This window comes from Nitrospira sp. ND1, from assembly GCF_900170025.1.
Classification (GTDB): Bacteria; Nitrospirota; Nitrospiria; order Nitrospirales; family Nitrospiraceae; genus Nitrospira_A.
In genome coordinates this window covers 2,898,537-2,924,670 of the sequence record NZ_FWEX01000006.1, presented here as the reverse complement: position 1 = coordinate 2,924,670, position 26,134 = coordinate 2,898,537, and the positions used below count along the sequence as shown (strand labels likewise).

Below are 26,134 nucleotides of genomic sequence, written 5' to 3'. Positions count from 1 at the left end.
GCCGCAAGATGCGATCACACCAAAACCGATCCTCTCGCGACAAATTGACTCGGCTGTGACCGAATTGGTCTCATGGGACAAAAATGGGTAGAATCGACTAACTCCGCTGAAAAACCTATCTACCCTTGCTGAATCAGGGTTTAGATCTATCCCTGCGGACCGGGAGTCACGTACCGAAAATGGCGCTCAGCGCGACAGAAATTGGTTCCATTGTTCAGGAACTGGCGCCGGCCCTGGCCGACGGCTGGATTCAGAAGATCTCCCAACCGCTTCCTGACGGCCTGTTGCTGGAGATTCGTGTGCCCGGCCACACTCGCCGATTGCTCTGTTCCTTACGCGACGGAACGGCACGGATACACCTCGTGCGCGAGAGCCTTCCCAACCCGCCGACCCCGCCCTCGTTCTGCCAACTCCTGCGGGCACGCATACAAGGCGCGCGTATCGACGGCATCACACACATCCCCGGCGATCGGATCGTTCGGCTGGACCTGACAAGCCGGGATGGGCCGGTGACCTTGATCGCGGAACTGTTCGGTCGAAACACAGACCTGTTATTTCTGGATGGAGAGACACGTGTGCTGGCGACGCTTCGTCACAATAGAGACCGTGTGGGCCAGGTCTACCAGGCACCGGCCTCGGTACCCTTACGATCATCGCCCTCAGAAACAGCGACTCCCGCGATGGAACCTCAGCCTCCGACGGAGGCTGATCCATTCCCGCTCTCATCCAGACTGGAAATTCTCTATCGGGAGCGCGAAGCAGAGCTGTCGCACCTCGCCCAGGTCCGACAGCGCGAATCGGCACTACGAAAAGCCCTCAAAAAGCTGCTGCGTCGGATGGAAGGGCTCCGCCGTGACCTCGAACAGGCCGGACGATACGAGCCCTACGCACGATACGGCGAACTGTTGAAAGCCAATCTCGGCTTACTGAAGAAAGGCATGACCGCCGTCTCGGTCGTGGACTATTACGATGAGCGCCTACCCGAATTGTCGATTCCGCTCGATCCGACCAAGGGGCCACAGGCCAACATGGATGCGTACTTCGCTAAATATCGAAAATTCGTCTCTGCCCAGCGCGAAATTGCGCCGCGCGTGGCGGCCATCGACGCGGACGTCCAGCAACTCCAGGCCGAATTAGAGACCATCAAAAATGGAACCTGGCGGGCGCCGAGTGGTGAACACCGAACCACGACCGGAACACCGTCTCGGCAGGTCCGGAAGCGCGGTGCCGACGAGGAACGCCGGGGACCGTTTCGACGCTTCATCTCATCGGACGGCCATCCGATCTTTGTCGGGCGCAACGCCCGCGAAAATGACGAACTCACGTTCGGCCTCGCCAAGAGCGAGGACCTCTGGCTACATGCGCGCGGCACGCCGGGCTCGCATGTCGTTGTGCGCCTGGAGAAGGGCACTGATCCGCCGCCTGAGACGATACGGGACGCAGCCACACTCGCCCTGCTGTACAGCGATCTAAAGAAAAGCGGGAAGGGTGATGTCATGTACACTCGACGCAAATGGGTCAAGAAAGCCAAGGGCCAGGCACCGGGCGCGGTGACCGTCACCCAAGAGAAAACCATCTACATCACCCTCGACAAAACGCGTCTCGCGGCGCTCAAAGCGAGAAACACCGAAGGAGGGCCCTAGACGAAACACTTCAACCTGCTCCGCGCCGCCTTTCCCTCAATGTTCGAGAAATGGTAGAGTGCCCACATATGGGCACCGGCACAGACAGACGAGATCGATTTCGTATTCTGAGTGCCCTGCTCCAAGCAAAAACGCTTCGGCAGTTCGATGAACGTCTCCAGCAGGAACTCGCGCCCCTCCTGGGCTGCGAAATCATCGGCCTCTACCTGTATAGTGAAAGCACGGCGGCCTTCTCGCCCGTCTCGGAAAGCCTCCGCACACCGGGGTCGCCCGCCTATCCGATCGATCAGTTGCCCGCCGCCGGCACCATCAAAGAAGCAGCCGTGCTGGCCGGGCAGGCCATCTTCACACACGACTTGAGTGCCTCGCCCTGGGCCGAGGCGCAGGCCATCGACCCCACAACCTGCCAAGCCACCTCGGTCCTGGTGTCCCCGATCAGGATACCGGCTGAATCCCGGCCCTGCGCAACCGCCAAAACCTTGGCCGTGATGGTCGCCGTCTCGCCTGGACGACCCGGTCTCTTTTCTGAAGAGGACCGGGTGTTTCTCGACATGCTCGGCCTTCATATCGCGCCGGTCCTGACTGCGGTCCTGGCGGCCGAAGAACGCGACACCCTGGTCGCCATCAACAGCCAGGTCGTACTGGGCACCATGACCCTGGATAATCTCCTGAGCTCGATACAGCCCATTCTCCGTGAGGTCATCCCTCACGACACGACCGGCCTCGTGAGGTTCATCGGCGCCCCCCACGGCCCCTGGTTCGAGATCCTGTCCTGTGAAGGCGTCGCCGTCGATCAGGAGGCGCTGAAACAATTTCCCTTCGAGCGGATGGCGCCGGCCGAAATCCTGGCCACCGGAAAGCCCCTGCTGCTCACCGGATACAACCAGGAACGATTTGCGGAACATACGTATTTCGAGTCACTCGGCGTGTTCTCTGCCATGCTCTGCCCGCTGCTCGTCCGGGGAGCGCCGTACGGCTTTCTGGCGATCGGAAGCAGACGGCGGAACGCCTTCTCCGAACGCGACCTGGCGCTGGCCGAACAGATCGGCTTTCACTTGTCGCACGCGATCGCCAATCTCTCGGCCTACGACCAGATCCGTCAGCTCAAGGATCAGCTGGAACAGGAAAATGTCTATCTGCGTGAGGAGATGGGTGCCTCTCTCGACCTGACAAGCCTGATCGGCAACAGCGCCGCGCTGCAGAAATCGCTGAAGGCCATTGAGCAAGTCGCGCCGACCGATTCCACCGTTCTCATCACCGGGGAAACCGGGACAGGCAAGGAACTGGTGGCTCAAGCCATTCATCGACTCTCGCCGCGCCAACACAAGGCGTTGATTACCGTAAACTGCGCCGCGCTCCCGCCCACGCTCATCGAATCCGAACTCTTTGGTCACGAACGGGGCGCCTTCACCAACGCAACCGTCCGTAAATTGGGCCGCTTTGAATTGGCGCACGGGGGCACGATTTTCCTCGACGAAGTGGGAGAACTTCCGATCGACCTACAAATGAAACTCCTGCGCGTGCTGGAGGCCCAGGAATTCGACCGGGTCGGTGGAAGCCACACCATTCGAGTCGATGTACGCGTGCTTGCCGCCACCAACGTCGATCTGGATCAGGCCATCAAACGAGGCTCATTTCGCGCCGATCTCTTCTATCGCCTCAACGTTTTCCCGCTGCGCCTTCCGACCTTGCGCGAACGCCGCGAGGACATCCCGCTACTGGCCCGCCACTTTGTGAAGAAATACAGCCAGCGCCACAGAAAGCCGGTCACGCGAATCAACAGTGCGGCCCTGAACGCCCTGTCCGGCTATGACTGGCCCGGGAATGTCCGGGAATTGGAACATGTGATCGAGCGTGCCGTCATCGTGAGCCAAGGCTCGGCGATCACGGTCGATGAACTTGATGGATTGGGCCGCGGAGAAGCACCCTCTCCCGAGCCGCGGACGCTCGCAGAAGCTGAACGTGCGCACATCGTTGCGACACTCTCTCGAACCAATTGGATCCTGGCGGGCAAGCAAGGAGCGGCGGAGAAATTGGGACTGAAACGGTCCACCCTCCAACACCGCATGAAAAAGCTGGACATCAGCCGCCCGCCTCGACAGGCCTCGTGAGTGCCCGCATGTGGGCATGCCACTCTAAGCCTTGCCCAACTCTCGGCACTTCGCCCCAATCATCTACTCCGGTCACGTTTCTCGATTACTCTCTATTCTCCTTATCTTTTAGTAACTTGCTCGCAAAAGTGACTCCGCATTCCGCGCTGGCATCACCCCTGCTCTGGTATTCCTACATGAAGAACGTCGGTTCCAGACTGACACCAGACACCGTCAGCCATGAGATCGAGGCCTATGTCGCCGCGCGACAGGCCGAATTGCTCCCGTCCGGCGAGGCAAGCAAAGACGGGCGCCGGTTCTCCTGGTGCGGGGAAATTCTAGACTTTCTGACCGAAGGACTTGCGGAGCGATTCGCCGCTAAAGGCATTACTTTTACCGATGCCTTTCCCGGCCCCTTACGGCTCATGGACGAAGACCAACAACCGAACGGCCAACATGTGCGGCGTTTCTGGACCGTCGCCCTGCACCATGGCTGTCCCATCGCCAGGATCTGCACCTATTTTTTTCATCGACATGATCAAGTGAGCCTTCCGCAATTGCCGCGCGTGGTGGCCTATGCCCCGACCGGCCCGGCTCAGGAAGAGCACGAATGAATTACGTCGCCCTCAGGATGCTCTTCGGCGATCGGGCGAAATACCTCATGCTGCTGTGCGGTCTCACCTTTGCGGTCATGTTGATCGTCCAGCAAGGCTCGATTTTTTGGGGGCTCATGATCTGGTCCCAATCGAGTATCAGTAATCTCAACGTGCCGATCTGGGTCACGGATCCCGGCATTGCGCAGGTCGATGAAGTCAAACCGATTGCCGACACCACGGTCGATCGCGTCCGTAGCATCCCCGGTGTGGAATGGGCCGTTCCCTTGTATAAGGGGCTCTTACGGGCCAGGCTTGCGAACGGCGAGTATCACCAAATCACCTTGACCGGACTGGACGCTGCCACCTTGATCGGCCGCCCGGCGGAAGTGCTGGAGGGACGATTCGAAGACCTCCGGCAACCTGACGCCGTGGCCCTCGATCAATGGGCCGTCGAACGCATGGGTGGGCCAACAGTCATCACGGTCGGCACGGTCTTCGAACTCAACGACAAGCTGGCCCGCGTCGTCGCCATTGCCAAGACACAAAAAACCTTCACCAACATTCCTGTCGTCTACACCACCTACGAGCGGGCCTTGCGATATGTCCCGCGAGAACGGCGCACCCTCTCCTACGTCCTCGCGAAGGCCAAAGACAGCGCGCCGGTGGACGAGGTGATCCAACGTATTCGCGACCACACGGGACTGGGCGCCTTCACCGCCGATGCATTCGGATGGAAAACGATCGGCTGGGTCCTGAAGAACACCGGCATCGGAATCAATTTCGGCACCACGATTCTGTTGGGCTTCGTGGTCGGGATGGCCATCGCAGGGCAAACATTTTACCTCTTTACCGTCGAAAACCTGCGGCAGTTCGGCGCGCTCAAAGCCATGGGCGCTTCCACCGCGACTCTGGCCCGCATGATTCTCCTGCAAGCGTTTACCGTGGGGATCACAGGGTATGGGATCGGCATCGGACTCGCCACCGTCTTCGGTCTCCTGACGGCACAAGAGGGTCAGCTCCCGTTCCTGGAAACCTGGCCGCTGCTCCTGTTGGTCTTTGTTGCCCTGCTCATGATCTGCACGTTATCGGCGCTGATCAGCATCATCAAACTGGCCCGGCTTGAACCGGCAATTGTGTTTCGATGACCGCCATGGATGGTTTGTCACAGTCACAGGGCCGCACAATGGAAGGCAACGGAGCCGAGCAAGCCATCGCCGTGCAGGTCCGAGGACTCGTCAAGTCGTTCGGGTCCGGCGAGACCACCGTCACGGTGCTCAAGGGCATCGACCTCGACGTGTATTTCGGCGAGCTGCTGCTCCTCGTCGGAGAATCGGGGGGAGGAAAGACCACGCTGCTGTCGGCCATCGCCGGAATCCTGGATATCGATGCCGGTGAGCTCGATGTGTTGGGAGCCTCACTGACCAACATGTCGCCAGGCACGCGCACCCGTTTTCGTGGGCAAACCATGGGATTTATCTACCAACAATTCAATCTCCTGCCTGCCTTGACGGCGGCGGAGAATGTCGCCATTCCGCTCTTGATCCAAGGCACTCGGAAGAAGGAGGCGATCTCACGAGGGCGGCTGATGCTTGAACGTGTCGGGCTCGGCGACCGGACCGAGTTTCTGCCGCGCAACCTCTCCGGCGGCCAGCAGCAGCGCGTCGCCATTGCCCGGGCGTTGGTCAATGAGCCGCAACTGCTGGTGTGCGACGAACCCACCGCCGCGCTGGACGGGCCCAATGGGCAGAAGATCATGGAATTGATTCGGGATGTGGGGCGTGCCCCCGATCGCTGCGTCATCGTCGTCACCCATGACAGCCGGATTTTTCAGTTCGGCGATCGCATGGCGGAATTGACCGACGGCCGCATTGTCGGCATTCACCCGATTCAGAGAGAGGCAACCGCATGACCATTCTCAATCGCTTTAGTGTCTGGCTCGCTGTCGCAGGCGCGATGCTGGCTGCCTGGGTCGTCCTGACCGCCGGCAAGAACCAGCCTATGCCGACGCCGATAGTAGAGCCACCCCGGTCTCCCTATGAAACGACCGTCGCCGCGACCGGCATTATCGAAGCGGCCAACGAAAACGTCCGTATCGGGCCGCCGATGGCGGGACTGGTGACGAACGTGTTCGTGGCGGTCGGTGACCGGGTTCGTGAGGGCGATCCCTTGCTTCAATTGGACGATCGAGACCTTCGCGCGCAACTGGTGGCTCGCCAGGCCGCGATTCCACCGGCGGAGGCCCAAGTCGAAGAGCAGAAATATCGCATCGGCGATCTCGACACGCAGCTCAAGCGACTGAAATCGGTTCGGGACAGCCGGGCGGTCAGCGAAGACGACGTGAAGCGTACCTGGTACGCCTCGGAAATGGCAAAACGCGCGCTGAGCCGCTACGAGGCCACCCTCAAACAAGTCATCGCCCAGCGCGACGAAACACAGATGCTCCTGGACCGCCTGATAGTCCGTGCGCCGCGGGCTGCGACGATTTTGCAGGTCAATGTCCGGGCCGGTGAATTCGCCCTGACCACCGGTGCGACCGAGCCGCTCATGCTCCTGGGCGACATGCAGCAACTGCAAGTCCGCGCAGAGGTCGATGAGGTCAATGCTCCATTGGTGGCTCCCAACCGACCCGGGATCGCCTACCTGAAGGGCAATACTGCCCAGGCCATTCCGCTGACATTCGTGCGCATCGAGCCTTATATTGTCCCCAAAAAATCCCTGACCGGAGACAACAGCGAACGGGTCGATACGCGGGTCCTCCAGATCATCTACCGCTTCGAACGGCCGGCGTTTCCGATCTATGCCGGACAGCAGGTCGATGTGTTCATCGAACGCGCACCGGACGGACCACCGGCACCAGCACCGGGCAGCGCACGTTCCGCTGAGGAACCGAGCAAATGAAACGAGTCACGTCCCGCCGACAACTCGCCATTTCCACCGTCCTCGTTATGTTGTCGCTGTCCGCCAGCGGGTGCCTACAGGGCTCGAATTACCATCGTCCACCGGTCGAAACACCGGCCGACTGGACACGCATGGCTTCCGGCCCATTGGCTGCCGGAGCGACCGATACGATGCCGGAAGCGGACTGGTGGCAGGCCTTCCACAACCAGGAGTTGACCCAGTTCGTGGAACGCGCGCTCGCACAAAACCACGACGTCCGCCGCGCCGTGTCACGCGTGCTCGAAGGACGGGCGTCTGTTACCACCGCCGGCGCCGGCCTCTATCCACAACTGAATGTGCAGGGCAGCTACAGCAATATCGTGGTGTCAAAAAACACCCTAGCAGGATTGGGCTTAGCCACCGGCCAACAACCGGGGCCGCAGGTCTTTGCCAAGCCCGGAAGCAGTTTCGATCTCTGGAACGGGGCGGCGGATCTCCGATGGGAACTGGATGTCTGGGGTCGCATCCGTCGCGGGATGGAAGCCGCCTCGGCAGACGCGCAGGCGATCGAGCAGGACGCCCGCGCGATTGCGCTGACCCTGATTGGGGATGTGGGACAGTCCTACTTTCGAATCCGTGAACTGGATGAGCAAATTGAAATCGCCCAACGCGCCCTGACCCTCAGACGGGATTCGCTCGACATCATTACCAAGCGGGCATCAGTGGGCCTGGCCTCCGACCTGGACGTAAAACGAACGGAAGTTCTCGTCGCGGAAAGCGCGGGGCAGATCCCGGATCTGACTCGTCTACGCGCCGTCGAATTACACCGCTTGGAAGTGTTGACGGGATCGGCGCCGGGCAGCGTAGTCTTGGCGCCGACATCCTTGCGGAAGGTCATCGTACAGCCGGAAATTCCCGTCGGCCTCCCGTCGCAATTGTTGGAGCGGCGACCCGACATCCTTCAGGCTGAGGCGTCGCTCGTGGCCGCCAACGCCCGGATCGGTCAGGCGCGGGCCTATTTCTTCCCCACGTTGTCCATCACAGGCCAGGGAGGATTACAAAGCGCCGAGTTCGCGAACTGGTTCACAGGAAACAGCGCGAATTTCAGTATCGGCCCATCGGTCACCCTCCCCATTTTCCTGGGTGGGACCAACGTCGCGAGACTGGAGGCGGCCGAATCCCGATATCAACAAATGTTGGAAGGTTACCAACAGACGATCCTGCTCGCCTTCCGCGAAGTAGCGGACCTCCTGGTGTCGATACACTCACGCACGGAACAACTTGCACGACAGCGTGAACAGGCGACGGCGGCCACCGCGGCCGTAGGGCTGGCGGAGGTACGCTATCGCAAGGGGTTGGTGAACTACCTTGACGTCCTCGATGCCCAACGAACGATGCTGGCCGCAGAAACACAGCTTGCGCAGACCGAGCGCGCCCGCCTCACCGACATGGTCGGCCTCTACAAAGCCCTCGGCGGCGGATGGCAGACGCCCGGCAACAATCTCTCTGCGATCCCGGCCGGCTCCGCCACGCATTAAGTAATCCACACGGCCAGTGTTAGTCCTTCCTCCGGCGCAGTCAGCAATCGCATTGCCGGCTGCCTCACACTCGCATCGTCACCACAGCAGGGACTTTCAACTTGAATTTTTCGCGCGGATAGGGCTATTTGACGGAATGCAATCCGAATCCTTCAATAGAGTTGCGGACCAGGCACCGGTCGCGCGCTCTCGTCAGATTCTTCGTACGACTTCTCGGAAGGAGCCTTTCATGCAAGACGGTGTCCGCGGCCATTCCCCGGCACGCCGGGTTTCTCCTGCCCTCATACTGTGGGTACTCGGGCTCACGACGTTCTTCCCGACGTATACGTCGGCTGCGCCCCTCGACAAGCCGGTCTCCAAACCCGGGATGGACGACAAGCCGGGGCTGGCAGAAGAACAGATTCTTTCGACTACCGATAAAATCACGCAACCGGTAGACACAGACGCGGAAGCGATGCGCCACAACGATCTCGGCGTGGCCTTTGTCTTCAAGGGCGACCTGGGGCAAGCCATCGATGAATTCAAACATGCGCTCCGACTCCAGCCCAACTACTTCGCCGCCCACCTTAACCTGGCTAATACCCTGCTCGATGTCGGGCGGAACGACGCAGCGATGGTTGAATTCAAAGAAGCCCTGCGCCTCAAACCCGACGACCCCAAAACCCACAATGATCTGGGAGTCGCGCTCAAGGAAATGGGAAACTTAGAAGGCGCCATTGCGGAGTTTCGAACGGTCTTGCGCCATAACCCCAGCGATGTGAACGCGCACAACAATCTCGGCGTGACGCTCAAAGCCATGGGTGATCTCGATGGAGCCATCGCCGAGTATCGCACCGCTGCGAGCCTTCAACCGAACGACGTGAACGCGCACTTTAATTTAGGGCTGGGACTGATGGAAAAACGCCAGCCGGAAGCGGCCGTCAGCGAGTTCCGCACCGCGCTGCACCTGAGGCCCAACGATGCGAAGATCCGTCTCAACCTCGGCAATGCCCTGGCAGGCATGGGACAGCGGATGGAAGCGGCTCAGGAATTGAGACAGTACCTTCGCCTTGAACTCGATACGCCCGCCAATCGTCGGTGGCTGGAACAGGCCGAAGCCAAACTCCGTGAACTGGAGATGCCGTAACCGGCGCCTCGCTGGCCGGTCCAGCGAGGCCGGAATCCGAATCCGGGAGTCATCGCCGATCCGACTGAATGGTCTCACTCTCCTCTCGCCGATCCCACCTCATTTGGTGTACAGTCCTCAACGCTTCCGTCCTGACGGGAAACTTTGATGCACAACCATTTCACTGGGCCCACCATCGGCAGATTCACGCACGTGAGAGGCTGGATCCTGGCCGTCCTGTGCGGGATACCTCTGTGGCCCGGCCAATCCTTTCCGGCAGAGCAGGAAGATCCGGAGACATCCCACACCAGGCAATGGGATTTTGACTCCATCGCTCCGGGAACGCTCCCCAGTTCGTTCGTGATCGGCACGCTCTTCGACGGCCGCCCGGCCGGCGAGTGGAAAATTCTCATCACCGACCGCGCGAAGAGCCCCTCCCAAGTACTCGCTCAACTGCAACCGAAAGGAACAGATCAGGCGCACAAGCTGCTGCTCATGGAGGGGACCGACAGCGGCAACATTGATGTCGAGGTCTCCTATTTGGCCGTGGCAGGAAAAGCCGATTTCGGCGGCGGACTTGTATGGCATGCCACGGATGACCGCAATTACTACCTCCTGAGGGCCAGCTTGGTTGAACAGAAGGTCAGGCTCTATCGCGTCGTGAAGGGGGTCCAGCAAATCGTCAAGCAGCTCGACCGCCCGCTCCCCGCAAACGGGTGGCACAAATTGCGCATCGTACAACGTGGCTGCGAGCTCAAAGCCATCTATGACGATGCCGTGCTCTTTCGCGTGTGCGACCAGACGTTTTCCAACGGACGGATTGGGCTCTGGACGAAAGCCGATGCGGTGACCTATTTCGACGACCTGGTCCTTCGACTCCTCGATGCACCCCTTCCGAGCGGTCATCCCCCGCACTGAGCAGCCACCGCATCACCATCTGCCTCCAGGCACAAAAAAGGGGCAGCCACCACAAAGATGACTGCCCCACAAGCTGATACGAAATTAGGCGTTACCAGCGATCGCGCTTGCCCCCGCGATCGTTGAATCCCCCGCCGCCGCTCCGCCCAGGGCCACCGCCAGATCGGGGCTCCTGAGGACGCGCTTCATTGACCGTCAATGTCCGGCCACCCATGTCCGTCCCATTGAGAGCCGAAATCGCCTTCTGCGCCTCGTCTGAAGAGGCCATTTCGACGAATCCGAAACCTCTCGATTGGCCGGTAAACTTGTCCGTGATGATACGGGCCGATTCAACCGCCCCGTGCACCGCGAACAAATCGCTTAACTGCTGTTCGGTTGCCGAATAGGGCAACCCGCCAACATAAATTTTAGAACCCATGTGGGTCCTCCTCTTGGGTAGTGACATTGTCTTGAACGAAGGAAAGAAAGGGAAAGGACGGGCCGAAGACGCTGGACAACGGGGCGACTTGGGTCTGGCTTTCGATTAGATTCCCGGGCAAGGCAACATCGAGTCAGGCCTGAACTATTTCAACGCATCTCTCACCAGGCCCCAGCGGGAGACGCGGGATAGTACCATGGCTCCCCCCACCATACAAGCCATGAAATAGGCCTACTAAGGTGCGGGTCTGCCGTTGTGACCAGGATTGACTGTCACATCACAATCGACAACCAGGCATAAAAGAACGACGACTGAATCTGACACAAAGCTCACAGCGGGCACAGAAACCGACCGCAAAACAATCGCACACCAAAAAACATCACATTCCTTGCCCGCACCGCGGATTTTATCTTGTCCAGTAATACTGGACATATGCTAAGATACGTCCATGTCTTCAACACGGAGTATTAGGCCTGAAGCCAGGCTCTTGCCGAATGGAACTATGCCGAGCGACTCCGCCCGCGCCCACTCGCTAGCACAGCTACCGGATCATGACGCCTAGCGCCCTGCTCAGGAAATTCTCCACAACTCGCGAAGCCCCACCGATCATGGCTCATGCGGTTGGAGCCCCAGCCACTTCGCCGGTTGCTCAGATCTCGTTGGACTCCTCACCTGCGAAGACTCAGCGACAAGACAGCACCACATGAGCGTTCGATCCATCCTCATACACGTGACCGAGGTGCCGATGCTGGGGACACTCGTCAGGCTCTATCGAGGCATACAGGAACTACGAAACCAGGTCATTGAAGACTGGACCGTGAACAGCCGCGACTGGACGATGCCTGGCTTTCGAGCGATCGCCGTGCATCGCCTCGGCACCTGGCTCGCGAACCGGCGCAGCGGCGTTGTCAAGTCCGGCCTGCTCGCCGTGTACCGTGTGCTGTATCGCTATGTGCGCAATCATTACGGGATTGAAATTCCATTGACGGTCACAATCGGCCGGAGACTCTGGCTTGTCCACCAACATGGGATCGTCTTTCATTGGAAATCAGAGATTGGAGATGACTGCCTGATTCGCCACGGCGCCACAATCGGGGCGGGATATGGCGGGCAAAAGACGTTGCACAAGGGTCCGAAACTTGGACAACGAGTGGAAGTGGGCCCCGGCGCGGTGATCTTTGCCGGAGTCAAAATCGGCGACGATGCGGTCATCGGCCCGAATGCGGTGGTGATGTCGGATGTTCCGGCCGGCGCAAGAGTGTTTGCCGAGGCGCCTCGGGTCATACAGTTGCCGACCGCTCATCAGGCAGCTCGCAAGAACTAACGACCTACGGCCGGAGAATGGCTCCGAAGGAACCTAGCGCTATTCACCGTCCAGGGATCGACTCAACCACAGACGCCTCTTATCCGGTGAGTGTACTGCTTATAGAAATGACAGGCCGTCCCTCATGAATATTGCCCGGGCACAATGCGCCGCTTCATCTCTCACGCCTGAGACACGTGGCGACGCCTTCCGCAAGAAGGGTCAGGTCGAACAGGCGATCGAGGCCTATCTGGAGGGCGTGGCGGCTCCCCCATCGGCTGCGCTGTGCCTCAAACTTGCGCGATGTTACGAGCAGATGGCGAACTATGCGGAGGCCTGTCGATGGGCTCTTTCCATCGTCGATGCAGGCGATGACTTTACGTCCTGGCAAGCAGGCTGGGCATTGTTTCAACGCAATGCACAGAAAGCCCGGCGACCGGCGGTCAGGTCGGTCAAAGTCGCGCTCCTCGGGAGCTATACCACAACCCAACTGTGCCCGATGTTGTGCCTTGCGGCGGGGAAACTCGGCATCCACATCGACCTGTATGAAAGCCGATACGGGCAATACCAGCAGGACATTCTCGACCACAAGAGCGGGCTCTATGCGTTTAACCCGAATATCGTCGTCCTTGCGGTTCACGAGGGTGACCTCCATCTTCCTGAATACAGCCAGCGCCCTGAAGAAGACGTTCGCAAAGAAGTGAGTCGCTGGACCGGCCTCTGGCAGATGGTGACTGAACACTCCCGCGCCCGAATCGTTCAACATAACTTTGCATTGCCCTGCGAGATCCCCACAGGCCATCTGACCACCAGGCTTTCCGGCTCTCGATACATGATGACGCAGGCCGTCAATACGAGGCTGGGTGAAGCGGCTGCGAACGCCGTCTCCCTGGTAGATTGCGAGCGTCTTTCGGCGCTCATTGGAAAGCAGCGATGGTGCGATCCGCGCTATTGGAATATGTCGAAACAAGCAGTCGCACTGGAGGCCCTGCCTCTGCTCGGAAGACATACGGCGGCTGTGATTGCTGCGGATCTCGGGCTCAGCCGTAAATGTCTGGTGCTGGATTTGGACAATACGTTATGGGGCGGTGTCATTGCGGAAGACGGATTGGCGGGCATCAAGTTAGGGCAAGGGCCGGACGGCGAGGCGTTTGTGGCGTTTCAGGAGTATCTGCTGAAGCTCAAACGCAAAGGCGTGATCCTGACGGTCTGCTCGAAGAATAACCACGCCGATGCCATACAACCCTTCGAAAAACATCCGGAGATGCGACTGAAGCTGCAGGACATCGCCCTCTTCCTTGCCAATTGGGAGTCCAAGCCCGACAACATCCGCACCATCGCCAAGACGCTGCAAATCGGTTTGGATGCGTTGGTCTTCGTCGATGATAACCCTGTCGAGCGCGAGATTGTGCGCAAGTTCTTACCCGAAGTCGATGTCATCCCGCTGCCGGAAGACCCCTCCTATTACCTCAGAACTCTGTCGGACTATCTCCTGCTCGAGACGAGCTCATTGACCGCCGAAGACACGGAGCGGACCGACCAATATCGGGCCAGAGCGCAGATCATGGAGTTGGAAGCGGCTGCCGGTTCCATTGAAGATTTTTACCGCAGCCTTCGGATGCAGGCCATCGTGGTGCCGTTCGATGCATCACAGTTGCCGCGCATTGCCCAACTCATCGGCAAAACCAACCAATTCAATCTCACCACTCGACGTCACGGCATGGCGCAACTGAAAGCCTTCGTCCTGGACTCGAGTTATGTCCATTTGGCGCTGCGGTTGCGTGATCGCTACACCGACCATGGACTGGTCAGCGTGATGATCGCGCGACAACAGGGAGATATCCTCGATATCGACACGTGGCTCATGAGCTGCCGGGTCATCGGCCGGACCGTGGAGACGACGATGCTGGAACAGCTCTGTCGGCGCGCCGCGCAGCTTGGATGCACCTCGCTTCGAGGCACCTACATTCCAACGCAAAAGAATGCGATGGCGGCGGACGCTTATGCCAAGCATGGCTTCGAGCGAGTCGGGAACCATGAAGGATTCGAAGTCTGGACCTATGACCTGGCGGCCAAAGGCCTGATTGCCAATACGTTCGTGAAACCTGTCGACTCCTGGGAGCTCGCGGATGGCGCCTGCTGAAGCGCCGTCCGGGGCTCCCCCCTCCACGCCACATGTGACCACAGTGTGTTTCACGACGCAGGATCTCGCCCAGTTCAGTGCAGCCAGCGGGGATAGAAACCCCCTGCATCTCTCCGAAGAATATGCGCGAGCCACACCCTACGGCGAGCCCGTGGTATTCGGCATGCTTGGCGTGCTGGCGGCACTCGGCCATCTCGCCGACCGTCAGGATCGGCTCCTGCAACGCCTCTCGGTCGAGTTTCGAAATCCGCTCGTCGTCGGCATGCCTTATCGTCTGGAGGCGCTCGAAACCTCGGTAGAACGGGCGTGCGTCAAACTCTATGACGCCACGCGCCTGATGCTGAAGGCGACGTTCACATTTGTTCCTGGGTGTGAGAAGTCATGGGACATGCACGTTCCTGAAGCGGCCTGTTTTACGGAAGCAGAGGATCGGAAGAAGGAGGACCTTCCGGCAGGTACCCGTGTGACCGGCGTCTACGGGCCGGCAATCAGCGAACTGGTACAGGTGATCACTCGATGGAGACTCTCCGAAAAAGGCGCCACAACGAGACAGCTCACGGCGATGCTGTGGGCCAGCTTTGTCGTCGGAATGCAGCTTCCCGGCAAGCGCGCCGTCTTCTGGCGATTGGAACTCACCTTGTATCCAGAAGACGGACCACAGGATACGCTGCTTTCCTATGATGTGGCGGTTCAAGACTTCGACGAACGATTTGATCTCTTGCACAGTGCTGGCACTCTCTCGGCAGCCGGCACCCGTTGTGCGACGGCCGACATGTGGGCTTTTGTACGACAGGATTCTCCGCAGCCCTCCCTTCGTCGGCTTACCGATCTGATACCGAGATCAGACCGGCTGAAGGGGAAGGTCGCGTTAGTCATCGGTGGAAGCCGTGGACTCGGTGCGGCAATCACTCAGGCGCTGGCTTCGCAGGGCTGCACGGTGTTTCTGAACTACCATCAATGCAGGGCGGAGGCGGAAAAGATTCGAGCGAGCCTTGGAGACACTTCCAGCCTCATTGAATTGGCTCAGGGGGATGCGTCGGAAATCGAATGGTGCCGAACGTTACGGCAGAGAATTGTCGAGCGATACGGCGGACTTGATCTGCTGATAGGCAATGCATCGCCGCCCATTCGCCCGCTGTCGTTCGTGCCTGAGAAGCTCGCGCAGTTTCAGAACTTCCTCACGCAGAGTGTCTCGCTGGCCAGTATGCCCATGTCCACGTTTCTCAACGACTTGTCCGAACGCTCCGGCTGGAACGTGCTTGTCTCTTCGGCGTTTGTGAAAGATCGTCCTGCGGAATGGCCCCACTATGTCACTGCGAAATGTGCGATCGAGGGCCTGGTGCAGTGGGCCGCAGTTCACTCTCCGAAGGTCCGTACGCTTATTGTTAGACCACCGAAGTTGTTGACGGATCAAACCAACACCACGGTGGGACGGCAGGGAGCAATGGAGGTCGAACGCGCCGCCGCTGCGATCGTCACACGGATCACTTGCCCCGACTCATCACCCACCGTACAGATACTCGAGACGTTTGAGCTAAATCCTGAGGCTTCGCAATGAACCTCCGGGGCCATTGTGCGACGAAGCCGATTGACCTCGTGCCGCGGCTGCATAAAGCGGCTTTACAGAAGCAGGGGTGACGGGAAGATGGCTTCCCGGCCACGACATGATGATGGACATGTGACGACACCACTGAGAGTTGGGGGAATGAATGGAGCTGCATGATCGACTTGAAGAAGTGTTTCGCCAAGTGTTCGACAATGAGAGCCTCGCGCTGACCAATGAGATGACGGCACCCGATATCGAAGGCTGGGACTCCGTGGCCCATATCAATCTGATGTTCGGCATCGAACAGGCGTTCGGAGTTCGGTTCAAGGGCAATGAGTTGGCCGAAATGAAGAATATCGGCGAACTCAAGCAATTCCTGATCGGCAAGGGAGCCAGCTAACCCATACCGCAGCCACGGGTCGATCAACGAACGAAGCAACAGGAACCTTCGCCGATCTGATTGAGATGAGCAACACCGCTGTCAGCGTTACCGGTCTCTCCAAGCGCTATCGCCTGGGGACGACGCATGCTCAAGACGGCTCCCTGGCCGGAGCCTTGACGCGTGGGCTCCGCCGCCTCATCGGTGGGCAGCCGGCATCCCCCCAGACCCATGACACCCTATGGGCGTTGCGCGACGTGTCGTTTGAAATCAAAAAAGGCGAAGTCTTCGGAGTCATCGGCACCAACGGCTCGGGCAAGAGCACACTCCTTAAGATCCTCTCGCGGGTGACGGAACCCACCAAAGGCCGTGCGCTCATCCACGGCCGATTTTGTGGCCTCTTGGAAGTGGGCACGGGCTTTCATCCGGAACTGACCGGTCGCGATAACGTCTTCATGAGCGGCGCGATTCTCGGCATGAAGCGGCAGGAAATCGCCCGCAAGTTCGACGAGATCGTGGCGTTTGCCGAAGTGGAGCAGTTCATCGACACGCCGGTGAAACATTATTCCAGCGGCATGTATGTCCGGTTAGGGTTCTCCGTGCTGGCCCATATGGATCCGGACATTCTGATCGTCGATGAGGTGTTAGCGGTCGGGGACGTCCGGTTTCAAAAGAAGTGCATGGGGAAGATGGAAGATGTGGGGCAGCACGGGCGGACGGTGATCCTCGTCTCCCACGACATGCCGGCCATCACGCGGATGTGTTCCCGCGCGATTCTGCTGAACAAGGGCGAGGTCGTGCAGGCAGGGCCGGCGCATGAAGTGGTGAATCACTACCTCCATGCCGGACACATCCAGCCGGTCGTCGAATGGCTGGATCCAACCCAGGCTCCGGGCAATGACGTCGTCCGCTTGCGTGCCGTACGCGTCCGGGCTGAGTCCGGCATCATCACGGACCGCTTCGACATTCGAAAACCGATTGATCTCGAAGTGGAATTTGATGTCGTGAAAGCCGGGCATATCTTTGTGCCGGTCTTTAATCTCTACAATGAGGAAGATGTCCTTGTTTTTATCGCCCATGACCGGGACCAGGCCTGGCAGCGAACCCCTCGCCCGACCGGTCGATATACTTCCACGGCCAGAATTCCAGGAAACTGGCTTGCCGAAGGAATGATGTCGGTCTCATCCCTGATGATGACCGAAGATCCTTTTCGCATGCACGCCCATGCGCCCCGAACAATTGGATTTCGTGTGGATGACAGCGGGACCGGAGATTCGGCGCGAGGAGACTTTCACGGTCGGTGGCCGGGAGTCGTTCGGCCGTTGTTGGAGTGGAAAACCAAGTATCTACCGGCATAAGAGGCTGCAGAGACACAGCAGGGTGGTCCCATGGTGACAACACTCTCCCTATTGGAAGACAACCGCAGATATGTCTGAGAAGATTCCGCCCCTTCGGCCAGCTTGCGACAGGCCCATAAACGTGCTACACCAACCGCGCGAATCCTGGGTAGGACCCAAAGGATAGGACGACGTGGAGAAAAAATCCAAGAAGAAGGCCCCGCAGGAGAGCGTAGCAACCGAGGACCGGAAGAAAACGCATGTCGGCGACATCGTCCGCCGTCTCCGCAAAAGCCGACACCTCTCTGTCCGAACCCTAGCGGACAAATGCGGCTTCTCCCCTAGTTTTATCTCCCAGGTCGAACTCCGGCAGGCCTCACCGTCTATTGCCTCCACCGAGCGGATCGCATCGGCGCTCGGCGTAACCCTCGGAGAATTTTTCAGAACGACCAGTCCATCACATGCGGCTGTCATCCGAGCCGATGCCCGGCCGGTAGTGGAAAGCGAATGGTCTCGGGCCAGAATCGAAGCGATCGGACCAATCAGCGAAGACAGTCAGCTGGAGCCCATGGTCATTACACTGGAGTCTGGTGGGGCCAGCGGATCACGTCCGTATGTACGGCGCGCGGAACAATTGGCAGTCGTGCTTCAGGGTACCGTCGAACTGACATTGGAAGAAAACACGTACAGCCTCAAACGAGGGGATGCCGCCTGCATTCCTTCTGATATCCATCATTGTTGGCGCAACACGAGCCGAAAACCGGCCCAAGTCCTCATCGTGACCGCCCATCGGCACTTGTAACCACTCGCCCTTCTCAACTTCTGAAAAATATTTTGCCGTGCTCCGCTGACTTGCCAACACACCACCCGGCGATCTCCGCTCACGCTGCAATCGATTGTTCTGCAACAGGATACACGCTCAGGCATGTTCGGTCATGAACCAGCCGGCAATCGAGAGGCGCTTGTGGTCTCCCGCCGTTTGATCCACCCGGCACACCCGATGGAACCGCGGCACGGTAAACATGACCAATGATCCCGGCTTGGGTGCGATGCAGTGCGTAATGGCCAGTTCCGGCTTTCCGTTCGTTGGTTCGCCGGTCGCTGAGTAAATCATCAACTCTCCGCCCCAATCACATTCCCATTCTTCATGGAAATAACTCACCATGGCGAGACGGCGACGGGGAGCGGGCTTCCCAGCGACCGGACGACCTTGATCCGTATCATCGTGGGTCAGAAGGCAGTCACCGGCACCATAGGAGTAATAGCTGAAACCCAGATGCCGCCTGGTGATGTTCGGAAATGACTCGATATACTGCTGAATGCAGGGCATCTCCAACCGGCTCAGCAGGAGTTGGCCTTGCGGTTGGGCGATCTCGGCCTTCGCCCAGTTCCCGGAATTGGGGAAGTCCTGCCGCACGTACGACAAATCTTGCAACTGATTCCAATTCGCACGGTTCATCGCCTGCCGAAACTGAGTCCGCTCCTCGGCGGACCAAAAATTCTCGATGACGAGGACCGGCGTCTGATGAAACGAAAAGGATTCGAGACCGACCGGCAGCAGTGCCGGCCTGACTTGCCCTGAGTTGATGTTCATCCCACTACTCCCACATTCCCTGTTCGGTCGATCACCTACTCACCGACCCGCACCAACGATCCCCGGTCCTTGCACACACTGAAGGTGTGATGAAACCACAGGATGACCGCTCCAAGATACACAAGATTCAACCCGCTGGCCAGGCTCAGGCTGCTCAGGGGAGCCGCATGGGTGGCCAGCAGGCCGCGCATGCCCTCAAACACATGGGCGGCCGGATTGATGGAAGCCACAGCTCTCAGCCAGGACGGCAGGACCTCCATGGGATAAAATACGCAGGAGATCGGCTGAAACAGAAAGACCATGCTCCAGGCCAACACTTCCGCCTCCTGCCCAAACCGCATGATCAGCGAGGTCGTGAACACACCGATGATCCAGCCTGTCAGCACCAGATTCACGATGAACGGCATCAGCCAGAGCCCGATGATAAAGACGTTGTACCCATAAAAGATCCAGGCGCAGACCGACATGACCATCGACACCGCGGTCACTTTAAACAGGCTCATCACCATGGTCGCCGCCAGAAATTCACTCGGCGTGAGCGGGCTGGCGAAGAGGTTCATCAGATTACGCGCCCATATTTCCTCGAGAAAGGAAATGGTAATACCCTGCTGCGAGCGAAATAACACGTCCCAGAGAATCAACGCCCCGAGGAGGAACGTGACCACCGCCGGCATCTGCCCTTGAAAAGTCGCCAGATAGACGGTGATGAATCCCCAGACCACCAGGTCCAGAAACGGCCAGTAGATGATCTCCATCACCCGCGGGAGACTGCGACGGTAGAGATACAGGTGACGAATCACCAGGGCTGCAATACGATGATAGGCCATCGGCAGCTAGGGCTTCCCTTCACAAGGCTTCTCGTGGCAGGACTGCTCGTAACAGGGTTTCTGGTGACAGGGCGGCTCCTCAACAGGTTTCTCGTGGCAATGCCCGCATCCCTCCTCATGCACACCAAGCAGTTGATGCAACATGAGGCGGCTGCCTTCCAGGAACGCCGGACCGATCCGCCGACCATCCTCCAAACGACAGAACCCTGCGACAAGCAGCGCCAGCGGAACCCCGGCCAGACCGGCATGCAGCGAAGAACTAGTTAACCTCGCCGAATCCACCACCCAGAGCACTCCCGCCATCGCCCCCCCCGCAATGGCCGTGCTGCTGACGCTGCTCATGAAGATCGCCCACCCGCACGTCTCTCGTGCCAGACCAATGGCGCCGACGACGAGCCACAACAATCCCCATCCCAGCATCAGGCCCAACCCGCCGATGAGCAGACCCACTCCGAAGGACACTCCTGCGTCAACCATGACTGCCCGTACTCCCTTCCACGAAGCAGCGATCCCGATCTGCCGTTACTGCTCGCGAGCTAACTTGAGAAACACCTCTTCCAGATCGGCCTGTCCGAATCTGGCGACAATGTCCTTCGCCGTGCCCTCCGCAACGATTTTGCCCCGTTGCAGGAAGATAATACGATCCGACATTTCCTCCATCTCCCGCATGTTGTGGGAGGTGTAGAGAATGCTGAGCCCGGTGGCCTGCCGTTCTTCGAGGAGGATCGCGCGGATTTTGTGCGCGATGTCCGGATCGAGGCTTGCCGTGGGCTCATCGAGAAACAGCACCTTGGGCTCCGTGAGCAACGCTTTGGCCAATGTGAGCCTGGTCATCTGCCCCGACGAAAGTTTGCGGGTGAGCTTGTTTCGCCACTCACTCATCTCCAGCTTCTTCACCATGTCATCGATTCGGCCGGCGATGTTGGACATCCCGTATAACCGAGCGATGACACCGAGATTTTCCTCCACCGTCAGGGAATAGGGCAACGAGATGTACGTGGAGGAAAAATTCACCTGCTGAAGAATCGCCTCCCGATTGGTCTGCAAGTCGAGTCCGAACATCCGGATCGAGCCGGAACTGGGTGTGACCAGTCCCAGCATCATCTGAAACGTCGTCGTTTTTCCTGCTCCATTCGGGCCCAACAGCCCGAGAATCTCACCCCGGCCGATGTCGAACGAAATCCCGTCCACTGCCGTGAACCCGCCGAAGCGTTTGGTCAGATTGCGCACTTCGACGGCCGAGGGCGACATGGAGCGAGTATTCCCGTGGATTAAAACGACAAGAATTCTGTGAGTTTCTCAGGCAGATGGCACGTCTCGCACTTCCGGCTCAGGACTCTACCTTCATACTCGGTTTTATTATCGTGGCAGCGGAAGCAATCCGCCTGCGCCCGCTTGTGCAGGACGGAACCTTCCGGATGTTCAGGCTTCCAGGGCCGGCTATCGGCCGACACGTGCCCGCGAGGAATCACGATAGGGTAGCCCTTGATCGGCCTCTCGTGCACGACTGCTGCGTGACAGGTCGTGCAGCCCTCGCCCTGCCCTCGCTTCCCGAATGCGTCCATATGCTTGCGATGGCTCATGACCAATCCCACATCCTTCACAGGTGCGGGCAGATCCCGAGTCGCAATCTCCGACACCCGGAGGATGTTCCGATGGCAACTCAGACACACGCCCGAATCGACATGCGCTTGCAGATTGTGGGGCGCGGTCGGTTTGCCGAAGAGATAGATGGCCACATCCCTGGTTCCATGCCACGCCTTGTCCTGCAACCAACCTGAGACGCCGGGCCTGACATGGCACGCCACACACTCCACCTCTTTATGGGATGATTCCAGCCAGCGCTCATAGGCCGGCTGAATGGTGTGACAGCTGGCACAAAATTTCGGGTGGTTGGTCAGCGGAACCGCAACTCCCCCTAAAGCCACTGCGCCGGCCACGATCGCTCCGAGCACAATGACGGAGGATTTACGCATCATCCCGTTGGGGTTTGGGAAAGTGGCGGATGATCAATGCCGCGACGCCGGCGACATCGTCGGGGTCGAGGAGCGGGACCGAGGTCTCGACCGGCTTATTGGACACCACAGCCAGTAGCCCATCCTGCGACACCGGCACCTCGCCGATCTGGTCGCGAACCACCACGATCTTAGGATACCCTTCGCTCCGCCAGCCTTCAGCGAGGATCAAGTCGTAGGACGCATCCAGATACCGTTCACGAACATCCTCGACGTTCATATGGTCCGACACATCGGCGAACATGGCCAGGCTGCTCTTGGAAATGATGACCACACTGCTCGCCCCGGCTTGTTTATGCCGCCAGCTGTCTTTTCCTTCGGTATCCAGATCGAATCCATGCCCGGCATGTTTGACGGTCGCCACCTTATACCCCGCCCGCACCAGTTCCGGGATGACACGCTCGATCAGCGTCGTCTTACCGCTATTGGATCGTCCGACAAAAGATAAAATCGGCACGGACATGAACATGTTCCTTTCGCGGCTCAACAACAGGAAGGACGATGACCGGTCGATGCCATCGGGGCCGCTTGCTCCAGCCATGCCGATCCACTGAGAAGCTGTACGGTGACTGAGTCGCCGGGATTGATCCGTTCCACCTCGACGGGAATGTCGATCAGACAATTGGCTTTCACCATGGAGGTGAGAATGCCTGACCCCTGATCGCCGGTCGTCCGAACTTTGAAGACCCCGTCTTCCCGCCACAACACCCCGCGGAGAAAATGACGGCGATCGGTTCGCTTCGAAAACTTCTCCTGAAACACCGCCTCAAGCAGCGGACGCCCATATCCTCGCGCCCCGGCCAGTTTCAGCATGGCAGGCCGGACCAATTGCTCGAAGGTCACCATCGAGGAGACGGGATTCCCCGGTAACCCGAATGCCAGTTTGCCCTGAATCTTTCCGAAGGCAAGCGGCTGACCTGGGCGAATCGCCAACTTCCAGAAATTCATCTCGGCGCCTAAATCCCGAAAAACCGCTTTCGTGAAGTCGTAGTCCCCCATCGAGACACCGCCGGAGAGCACGAGAATATCGGCATTCAATCCGTGCGAAATCTTTTCTTTCAACGCGGCCGGCGTGTCCCGCGCAATCCCCAACAGGATCGGCACGCCACCGGCTTCCTGCACCGCAGCGGCAATTCCGTAGCTGTTCGAGTTGATGATTTTCTCTTCGCTGAAGCGCTCATCGAGATCGGCCAACTCATCGCCGGTCGATAAAATCGCGACTCGCGGCCGCTGATAGACCAACACGAAAGATTTGGCCAGAATGGCCAGCATCCCCGCTTCGCCGGAACGGATTGTCGTTCCTTTTGGAATGATGCAATCGCCCTTTTTCACATCTTCCCCCTGCGGCCGGATATTCGAGCCACGGGGTTCCGGCTTGAAGACGCGCACCGAATCGGGCGTATGTTCAGTGTCCTCGACCTTGAGTACGGTATCCGCGCCCTTCGGAATCGGCGCGCCGGTCATGATCCGGATGGCTTGGCCCCGCCCCACGGATTTGGTGGGCATCTTTCCGGCCGGCACATCCTCGATCACCGTCAACGTGACCGGCTTGGAGATCGTGTGCTCCTGCTGAATGTCCTCCGCCCGCACCGCGAATCCGTCCATCGCGGAATTGTCCCACGGCGGATTATGGCGCTCAGCGATGATATCTTCGCCGAGCACGCGCCCCAGGGTATCCAGAATCGAGATCTTTTCAAGCCCCAGCGAAGTCGCGGCGTCCAGCACAATGCGCTGAGCTTCGTGGAGCGGAGTCAATCCGGTTGTCGCATCGGGAGCTTTCACGCGTCACCGTCCCATCAATGTTGCTGACGCGGCGCCAGCTTGACCAGCGATCCGCTCTTCTTGCAGAACGCTTCGACCTGATTTGCGATGTCGTGATAGGCCTGCGCGGTCGCCGAATCGGAATTAAAGAGCGCGAATGGCTCACCGGCATCACTTTGTGTCACGACATCGGGATCGAGCGGAATCCGGCCCAGGAACGGGACGCCCATATCAGTAGCCGACGCTTCACCGCCGCCCTTACGGAAGACATTCACTTCCTTGTGGCAATGAGGACATTCCAGCCCGCTCATGTTCTCGACGATGCCGATAATCGGCACTTCGCTGTCTTTACAGAAGGTCACGGACTTGCGGGAATCGAGCAGCGCGACTTCTTGCGGCGTCGTAATGATGACCGCTCCGCTGACCCCGCCCAAGAGATCGATGGTCGTCACCGACTCGTTGCCGGTGCCTGGGGGCAGATCGATCAACAGGAAATTGAGATCCTGCCATTCCACCCCTCCCAGCAACTGATTGATGAACTCATACTTATAAGCGTCGCGCCAGATGATCGGATCATCGGAGTTCTGCAACAGGAACGACATCGACGCGATCTTCATGTTGTAGGCTTGAAACGGAATGATTCCCCCGGACGTGCTGATCTTCAGCTTCTGTCCTTCCGCCCCGACCATCTTGGGAATGTTGGGACCATGAATGTCCATGTCGCAAATCCCGACATGCCAGCCTTTGAGCGCGAGGCTGACCGCCAGGTTGGTGGTGCAGGTACTTTTCCCCACTCCACCCTTGTTGCTCATGACCAGGACCTTATATTCGATCCGTTCCATGCGTTTGGCGACGAGCCACCGGCTGTGGCCTTCCTTGTCTTTCTGACAGGTTTCATTCTCGTCGCAAATGGCGCAGGCCCACATATAGGTGCAGGCATCTCCGCCGCTGCTGGAACCGGGCTGTGAAATGACATTTAACTCGCGTGGCATCCTAGACTCCTCATAAAGCGTATATCATGATGCGTGGGAAAAACATGTGCGTTCGTCACGTTGCTGATTCCTGCCCTGCGTTACCCTCGACGACCAGTCGGCACACCGACATATTCACCATCACCGCCGCCGGACGGCATGGACGGTCCCGGCTTCCCGAGACCGGGACCCGCCGTGGCAACCGCCGGCACAAGCGCCTCTTCGGGAGCGCCCGCCTTCTTCTTGTTGAAGATTCCGGCACTCACGATCCCGACCTCATAGAAAATGTACATCGGCAGCGCCATCAGGCACTGATTGAAGGGGTCCGGCGTCGGCGTCAGAATCGCGGCGAAGATAAACGCCGCGAGGAAGGCCCACTTGCGATATCGTTTCAGCAGTGGGGCGTCCACCCAGCCAAGTTTGGCCAGCAGGGTAATCACCAACGGCACTTCAAAAATGAGACCGAAGACCAGAAGGAACCACAGCGCGAATCCGACATATTGCGCAATCGACAGTTGCGGAATGAAGCCCGCATTCACGCCATACGAAATCAAAAAGTTCAGAGCAAAGGGGAGCACGAAGAAAAACGAAAACAACAGGCCCAGGTAGAACGCCAACGTACTCAGGATCACAAACGGACCGACGAATCGCCGCTCCTGCGCGTGCAGACCCGGCACCACAAAATGCCAGAACTCAATGAGAATATACGGAGTCCCCAACACCAGGGCAAAGAGGCCAGCCACCTTGACGTTCTGCCACAGCGCTTCAGCCGGCGCGAGAAACACGAAGGGGACGGTGGGAAGATCGGTGGGGATCCAGGAAAGAGATCCGGGAACGAACATATTCTGGAGCGGAACCCTGATCCACTTCACCAGGGTGTCGGCGTAGAAGAATGTGCCGACAAAAATGATCGCCGTGATAATGACCGCACGGGTCAGCCGGACCTGGAGCTCAACCAAGTGCTCCATGACCGGCATTTTTTTATCTTCAAGCGGCTTAAAGACCGTATCTTGCAGCCACTCTTGAAACTTGAACCCGTCAGCCATTCAAAATCGCTTTCAGCAGGAGGCCTT

At 58.9% G+C, this 26,134-nt stretch carries 25 protein-coding genes; 15 read left to right on the top strand and 10 right to left on the bottom strand.

The window, feature by feature from the left end; all coding sequences use genetic code 11:
* The first annotated feature begins 179 nt into the window (after window positions 1–179).
* From NSND_RS18555 to NSND_RS18515, 9 genes are all read left to right on the top strand, one after another.
* Window positions 180–1,643: an Rqc2 family fibronectin-binding protein gene (locus NSND_RS18555; RefSeq protein WP_080880401.1), complete on the top strand. Its 1,464-nt coding sequence runs from the start codon at window positions 180–182 to the stop codon at window positions 1,641–1,643.
* Between the two features lie 68 nt (window positions 1,644–1,711).
* The gene (locus NSND_RS18550; RefSeq protein WP_159450874.1) at window positions 1,712–3,754 is read left to right on the top strand and encodes a sigma-54-dependent Fis family transcriptional regulator; all 2,043 of its coding nucleotides are present in this window, start codon (window positions 1,712–1,714) and stop codon (window positions 3,752–3,754) included.
* 176 nt (window positions 3,755–3,930) lie between these two features.
* Window positions 3,931–4,347: a DUF6022 family protein gene (locus NSND_RS18545; protein ID WP_080880399.1), complete on the top strand. Its 417-nt coding sequence runs from the start codon at window positions 3,931–3,933 to the stop codon at window positions 4,345–4,347.
* On the top strand, window positions 4,344–5,474 hold the full coding sequence (locus tag NSND_RS18540; RefSeq protein ID WP_080880398.1) for an ABC transporter permease: 1,131 nt from the start codon (window positions 4,344–4,346) through the stop codon (window positions 5,472–5,474). The genes NSND_RS18545 and NSND_RS18540 overlap by 4 nt, the downstream gene beginning before the upstream one ends.
* A complete protein-coding gene (locus tag NSND_RS18535; RefSeq protein WP_080880397.1) occupies window positions 5,471–6,238 on the top strand; it encodes an ABC transporter ATP-binding protein in 768 nt (255 codons plus the stop codon). Before NSND_RS18540 ends, NSND_RS18535 begins: the two co-directional genes overlap by 4 nt.
* The gene (locus tag NSND_RS18530; protein ID WP_080880396.1) at window positions 6,235–7,227 is read left to right on the top strand and encodes an efflux RND transporter periplasmic adaptor subunit; all 993 of its coding nucleotides are present in this window, start codon (window positions 6,235–6,237) and stop codon (window positions 7,225–7,227) included. The genes NSND_RS18535 and NSND_RS18530 overlap by 4 nt, the downstream gene beginning before the upstream one ends.
* Complete coding sequence (locus tag NSND_RS18525) at window positions 7,224–8,744, top strand: efflux transporter outer membrane subunit (protein ID WP_080880395.1); 1,521 nt, start codon at window positions 7,224–7,226, stop codon at window positions 8,742–8,744. The genes NSND_RS18530 and NSND_RS18525 overlap by 4 nt, the downstream gene beginning before the upstream one ends.
* A 229-nt stretch (window positions 8,745–8,973) precedes the next feature.
* A complete protein-coding gene (locus tag NSND_RS18520; RefSeq protein WP_159450873.1) occupies window positions 8,974–9,870 on the top strand; it encodes a tetratricopeptide repeat protein in 897 nt (298 codons plus the stop codon).
* A 192-nt stretch (window positions 9,871–10,062) separates the two neighbouring features.
* Window positions 10,063–10,767 (top strand): hypothetical protein, encoded by a 705-nt coding sequence (locus NSND_RS18515; protein ID WP_143833623.1) that lies wholly within the window; start codon window positions 10,063–10,065, stop codon window positions 10,765–10,767.
* 91 nt (window positions 10,768–10,858) lie between these two features.
* Here NSND_RS18515 and NSND_RS18510 read toward each other — a convergent pair whose 3' ends face one another.
* Complete coding sequence (locus NSND_RS18510; protein ID WP_013249835.1) at window positions 10,859–11,185, bottom strand: RNA recognition motif domain-containing protein; 327 nt, start codon at window positions 11,183–11,185, stop codon at window positions 10,859–10,861.
* Window positions 11,186–11,888: 703 nt separating this feature from the next.
* Between NSND_RS18510 and NSND_RS18505 the strand changes: the two genes are divergently transcribed.
* The 6 genes from NSND_RS18505 to NSND_RS18480 all read left to right on the top strand — a co-directional run bounded on the left by NSND_RS18505 (window position 11,889) and on the right by NSND_RS18480 (window position 18,695).
* Complete coding sequence (locus NSND_RS18505) at window positions 11,889–12,509, top strand: serine O-acetyltransferase (protein ID WP_235000304.1); 621 nt, start codon at window positions 11,889–11,891, stop codon at window positions 12,507–12,509.
* A 124-nt stretch (window positions 12,510–12,633) separates the two neighbouring features.
* Window positions 12,634–14,631, top strand: a complete 1,998-nt coding sequence (locus NSND_RS18500) for an HAD-IIIC family phosphatase (RefSeq protein ID WP_080880391.1) — start codon at window positions 12,634–12,636, stop codon at window positions 14,629–14,631.
* A complete protein-coding gene (locus NSND_RS18495) occupies window positions 14,618–16,189 on the top strand; it encodes an SDR family NAD(P)-dependent oxidoreductase (RefSeq protein WP_080880390.1) in 1,572 nt (523 codons plus the stop codon). Before NSND_RS18500 ends, NSND_RS18495 begins: the two co-directional genes overlap by 14 nt.
* A 151-nt stretch (window positions 16,190–16,340) precedes the next feature.
* Window positions 16,341–16,577, top strand: coding sequence for an acyl carrier protein (locus tag NSND_RS18490; RefSeq protein WP_080880389.1), 237 nt, complete (start codon window positions 16,341–16,343; stop codon window positions 16,575–16,577).
* Window positions 16,578–16,642: 65 nt separating this feature from the next.
* Window positions 16,643–17,914: an ABC transporter ATP-binding protein gene (locus tag NSND_RS18485; RefSeq protein ID WP_080880388.1), complete on the top strand. Its 1,272-nt coding sequence runs from the start codon at window positions 16,643–16,645 to the stop codon at window positions 17,912–17,914.
* Window positions 17,915–18,086: 172 nt separating this feature from the next.
* Entirely contained in the window at window positions 18,087–18,695 is a 609-nt protein-coding gene (locus NSND_RS18480; RefSeq protein WP_080880387.1) for a helix-turn-helix domain-containing protein, read from the top strand.
* Window positions 18,696–18,812: 117 nt separating this feature from the next.
* Here NSND_RS18480 and NSND_RS18475 read toward each other — a convergent pair whose 3' ends face one another.
* The 9 genes from NSND_RS18475 to tatC all read right to left on the bottom strand — a co-directional run bounded on the left by NSND_RS18475 (window position 18,813) and on the right by tatC (window position 26,107).
* A complete protein-coding gene (locus NSND_RS18475) occupies window positions 18,813–19,487 on the bottom strand; it encodes a 2OG-Fe(II) oxygenase (protein WP_080880386.1) in 675 nt (224 codons plus the stop codon).
* A 35-nt stretch (window positions 19,488–19,522) separates the two neighbouring features.
* A complete protein-coding gene (locus NSND_RS18470) occupies window positions 19,523–20,314 on the bottom strand; it encodes an ABC transporter permease (RefSeq protein ID WP_041186663.1) in 792 nt (263 codons plus the stop codon).
* 6 nt (window positions 20,315–20,320) lie between these two features.
* Window positions 20,321–20,791, bottom strand: a complete 471-nt coding sequence (locus NSND_RS18465) for a hypothetical protein (protein ID WP_080880385.1) — start codon at window positions 20,789–20,791, stop codon at window positions 20,321–20,323.
* A 45-nt stretch (window positions 20,792–20,836) separates the two neighbouring features.
* The gene (locus tag NSND_RS18460) at window positions 20,837–21,565 is read right to left on the bottom strand and encodes an ABC transporter ATP-binding protein (RefSeq protein ID WP_080880384.1); all 729 of its coding nucleotides are present in this window, start codon (window positions 21,563–21,565) and stop codon (window positions 20,837–20,839) included.
* Between the two features lie 20 nt (window positions 21,566–21,585).
* A complete protein-coding gene (locus NSND_RS18455) occupies window positions 21,586–22,293 on the bottom strand; it encodes a cytochrome c3 family protein (RefSeq protein WP_235000303.1) in 708 nt (235 codons plus the stop codon).
* The gene (gene mobB, locus NSND_RS18450; RefSeq protein WP_080880382.1) at window positions 22,283–22,792 is read right to left on the bottom strand and encodes a molybdopterin-guanine dinucleotide biosynthesis protein B; all 510 of its coding nucleotides are present in this window, start codon (window positions 22,790–22,792) and stop codon (window positions 22,283–22,285) included. Before mobB ends, NSND_RS18455 begins: the two co-directional genes overlap by 11 nt.
* Window positions 22,793–22,812: 20 nt before the next feature.
* Entirely contained in the window at window positions 22,813–24,111 is a 1,299-nt protein-coding gene (gene glp, locus NSND_RS18445) for a molybdopterin molybdotransferase MoeA (RefSeq protein WP_080880381.1), read from the bottom strand.
* A gap of 14 nt (window positions 24,112–24,125) precedes the next feature.
* Window positions 24,126–25,082 carry an Mrp/NBP35 family ATP-binding protein gene (locus NSND_RS18440; protein WP_143833622.1) on the bottom strand — a complete coding sequence of 319 codons (957 nt, stop codon included), beginning with the start codon at window positions 25,080–25,082 and terminating at the stop codon, window positions 24,126–24,128.
* A gap of 80 nt (window positions 25,083–25,162) precedes the next feature.
* Window positions 25,163–26,107, bottom strand: a complete 945-nt coding sequence (gene tatC / locus NSND_RS18435) for a twin-arginine translocase subunit TatC (RefSeq protein WP_080880380.1) — start codon at window positions 26,105–26,107, stop codon at window positions 25,163–25,165.
* Window positions 26,108–26,134: the final 27 nt, after the last annotated feature.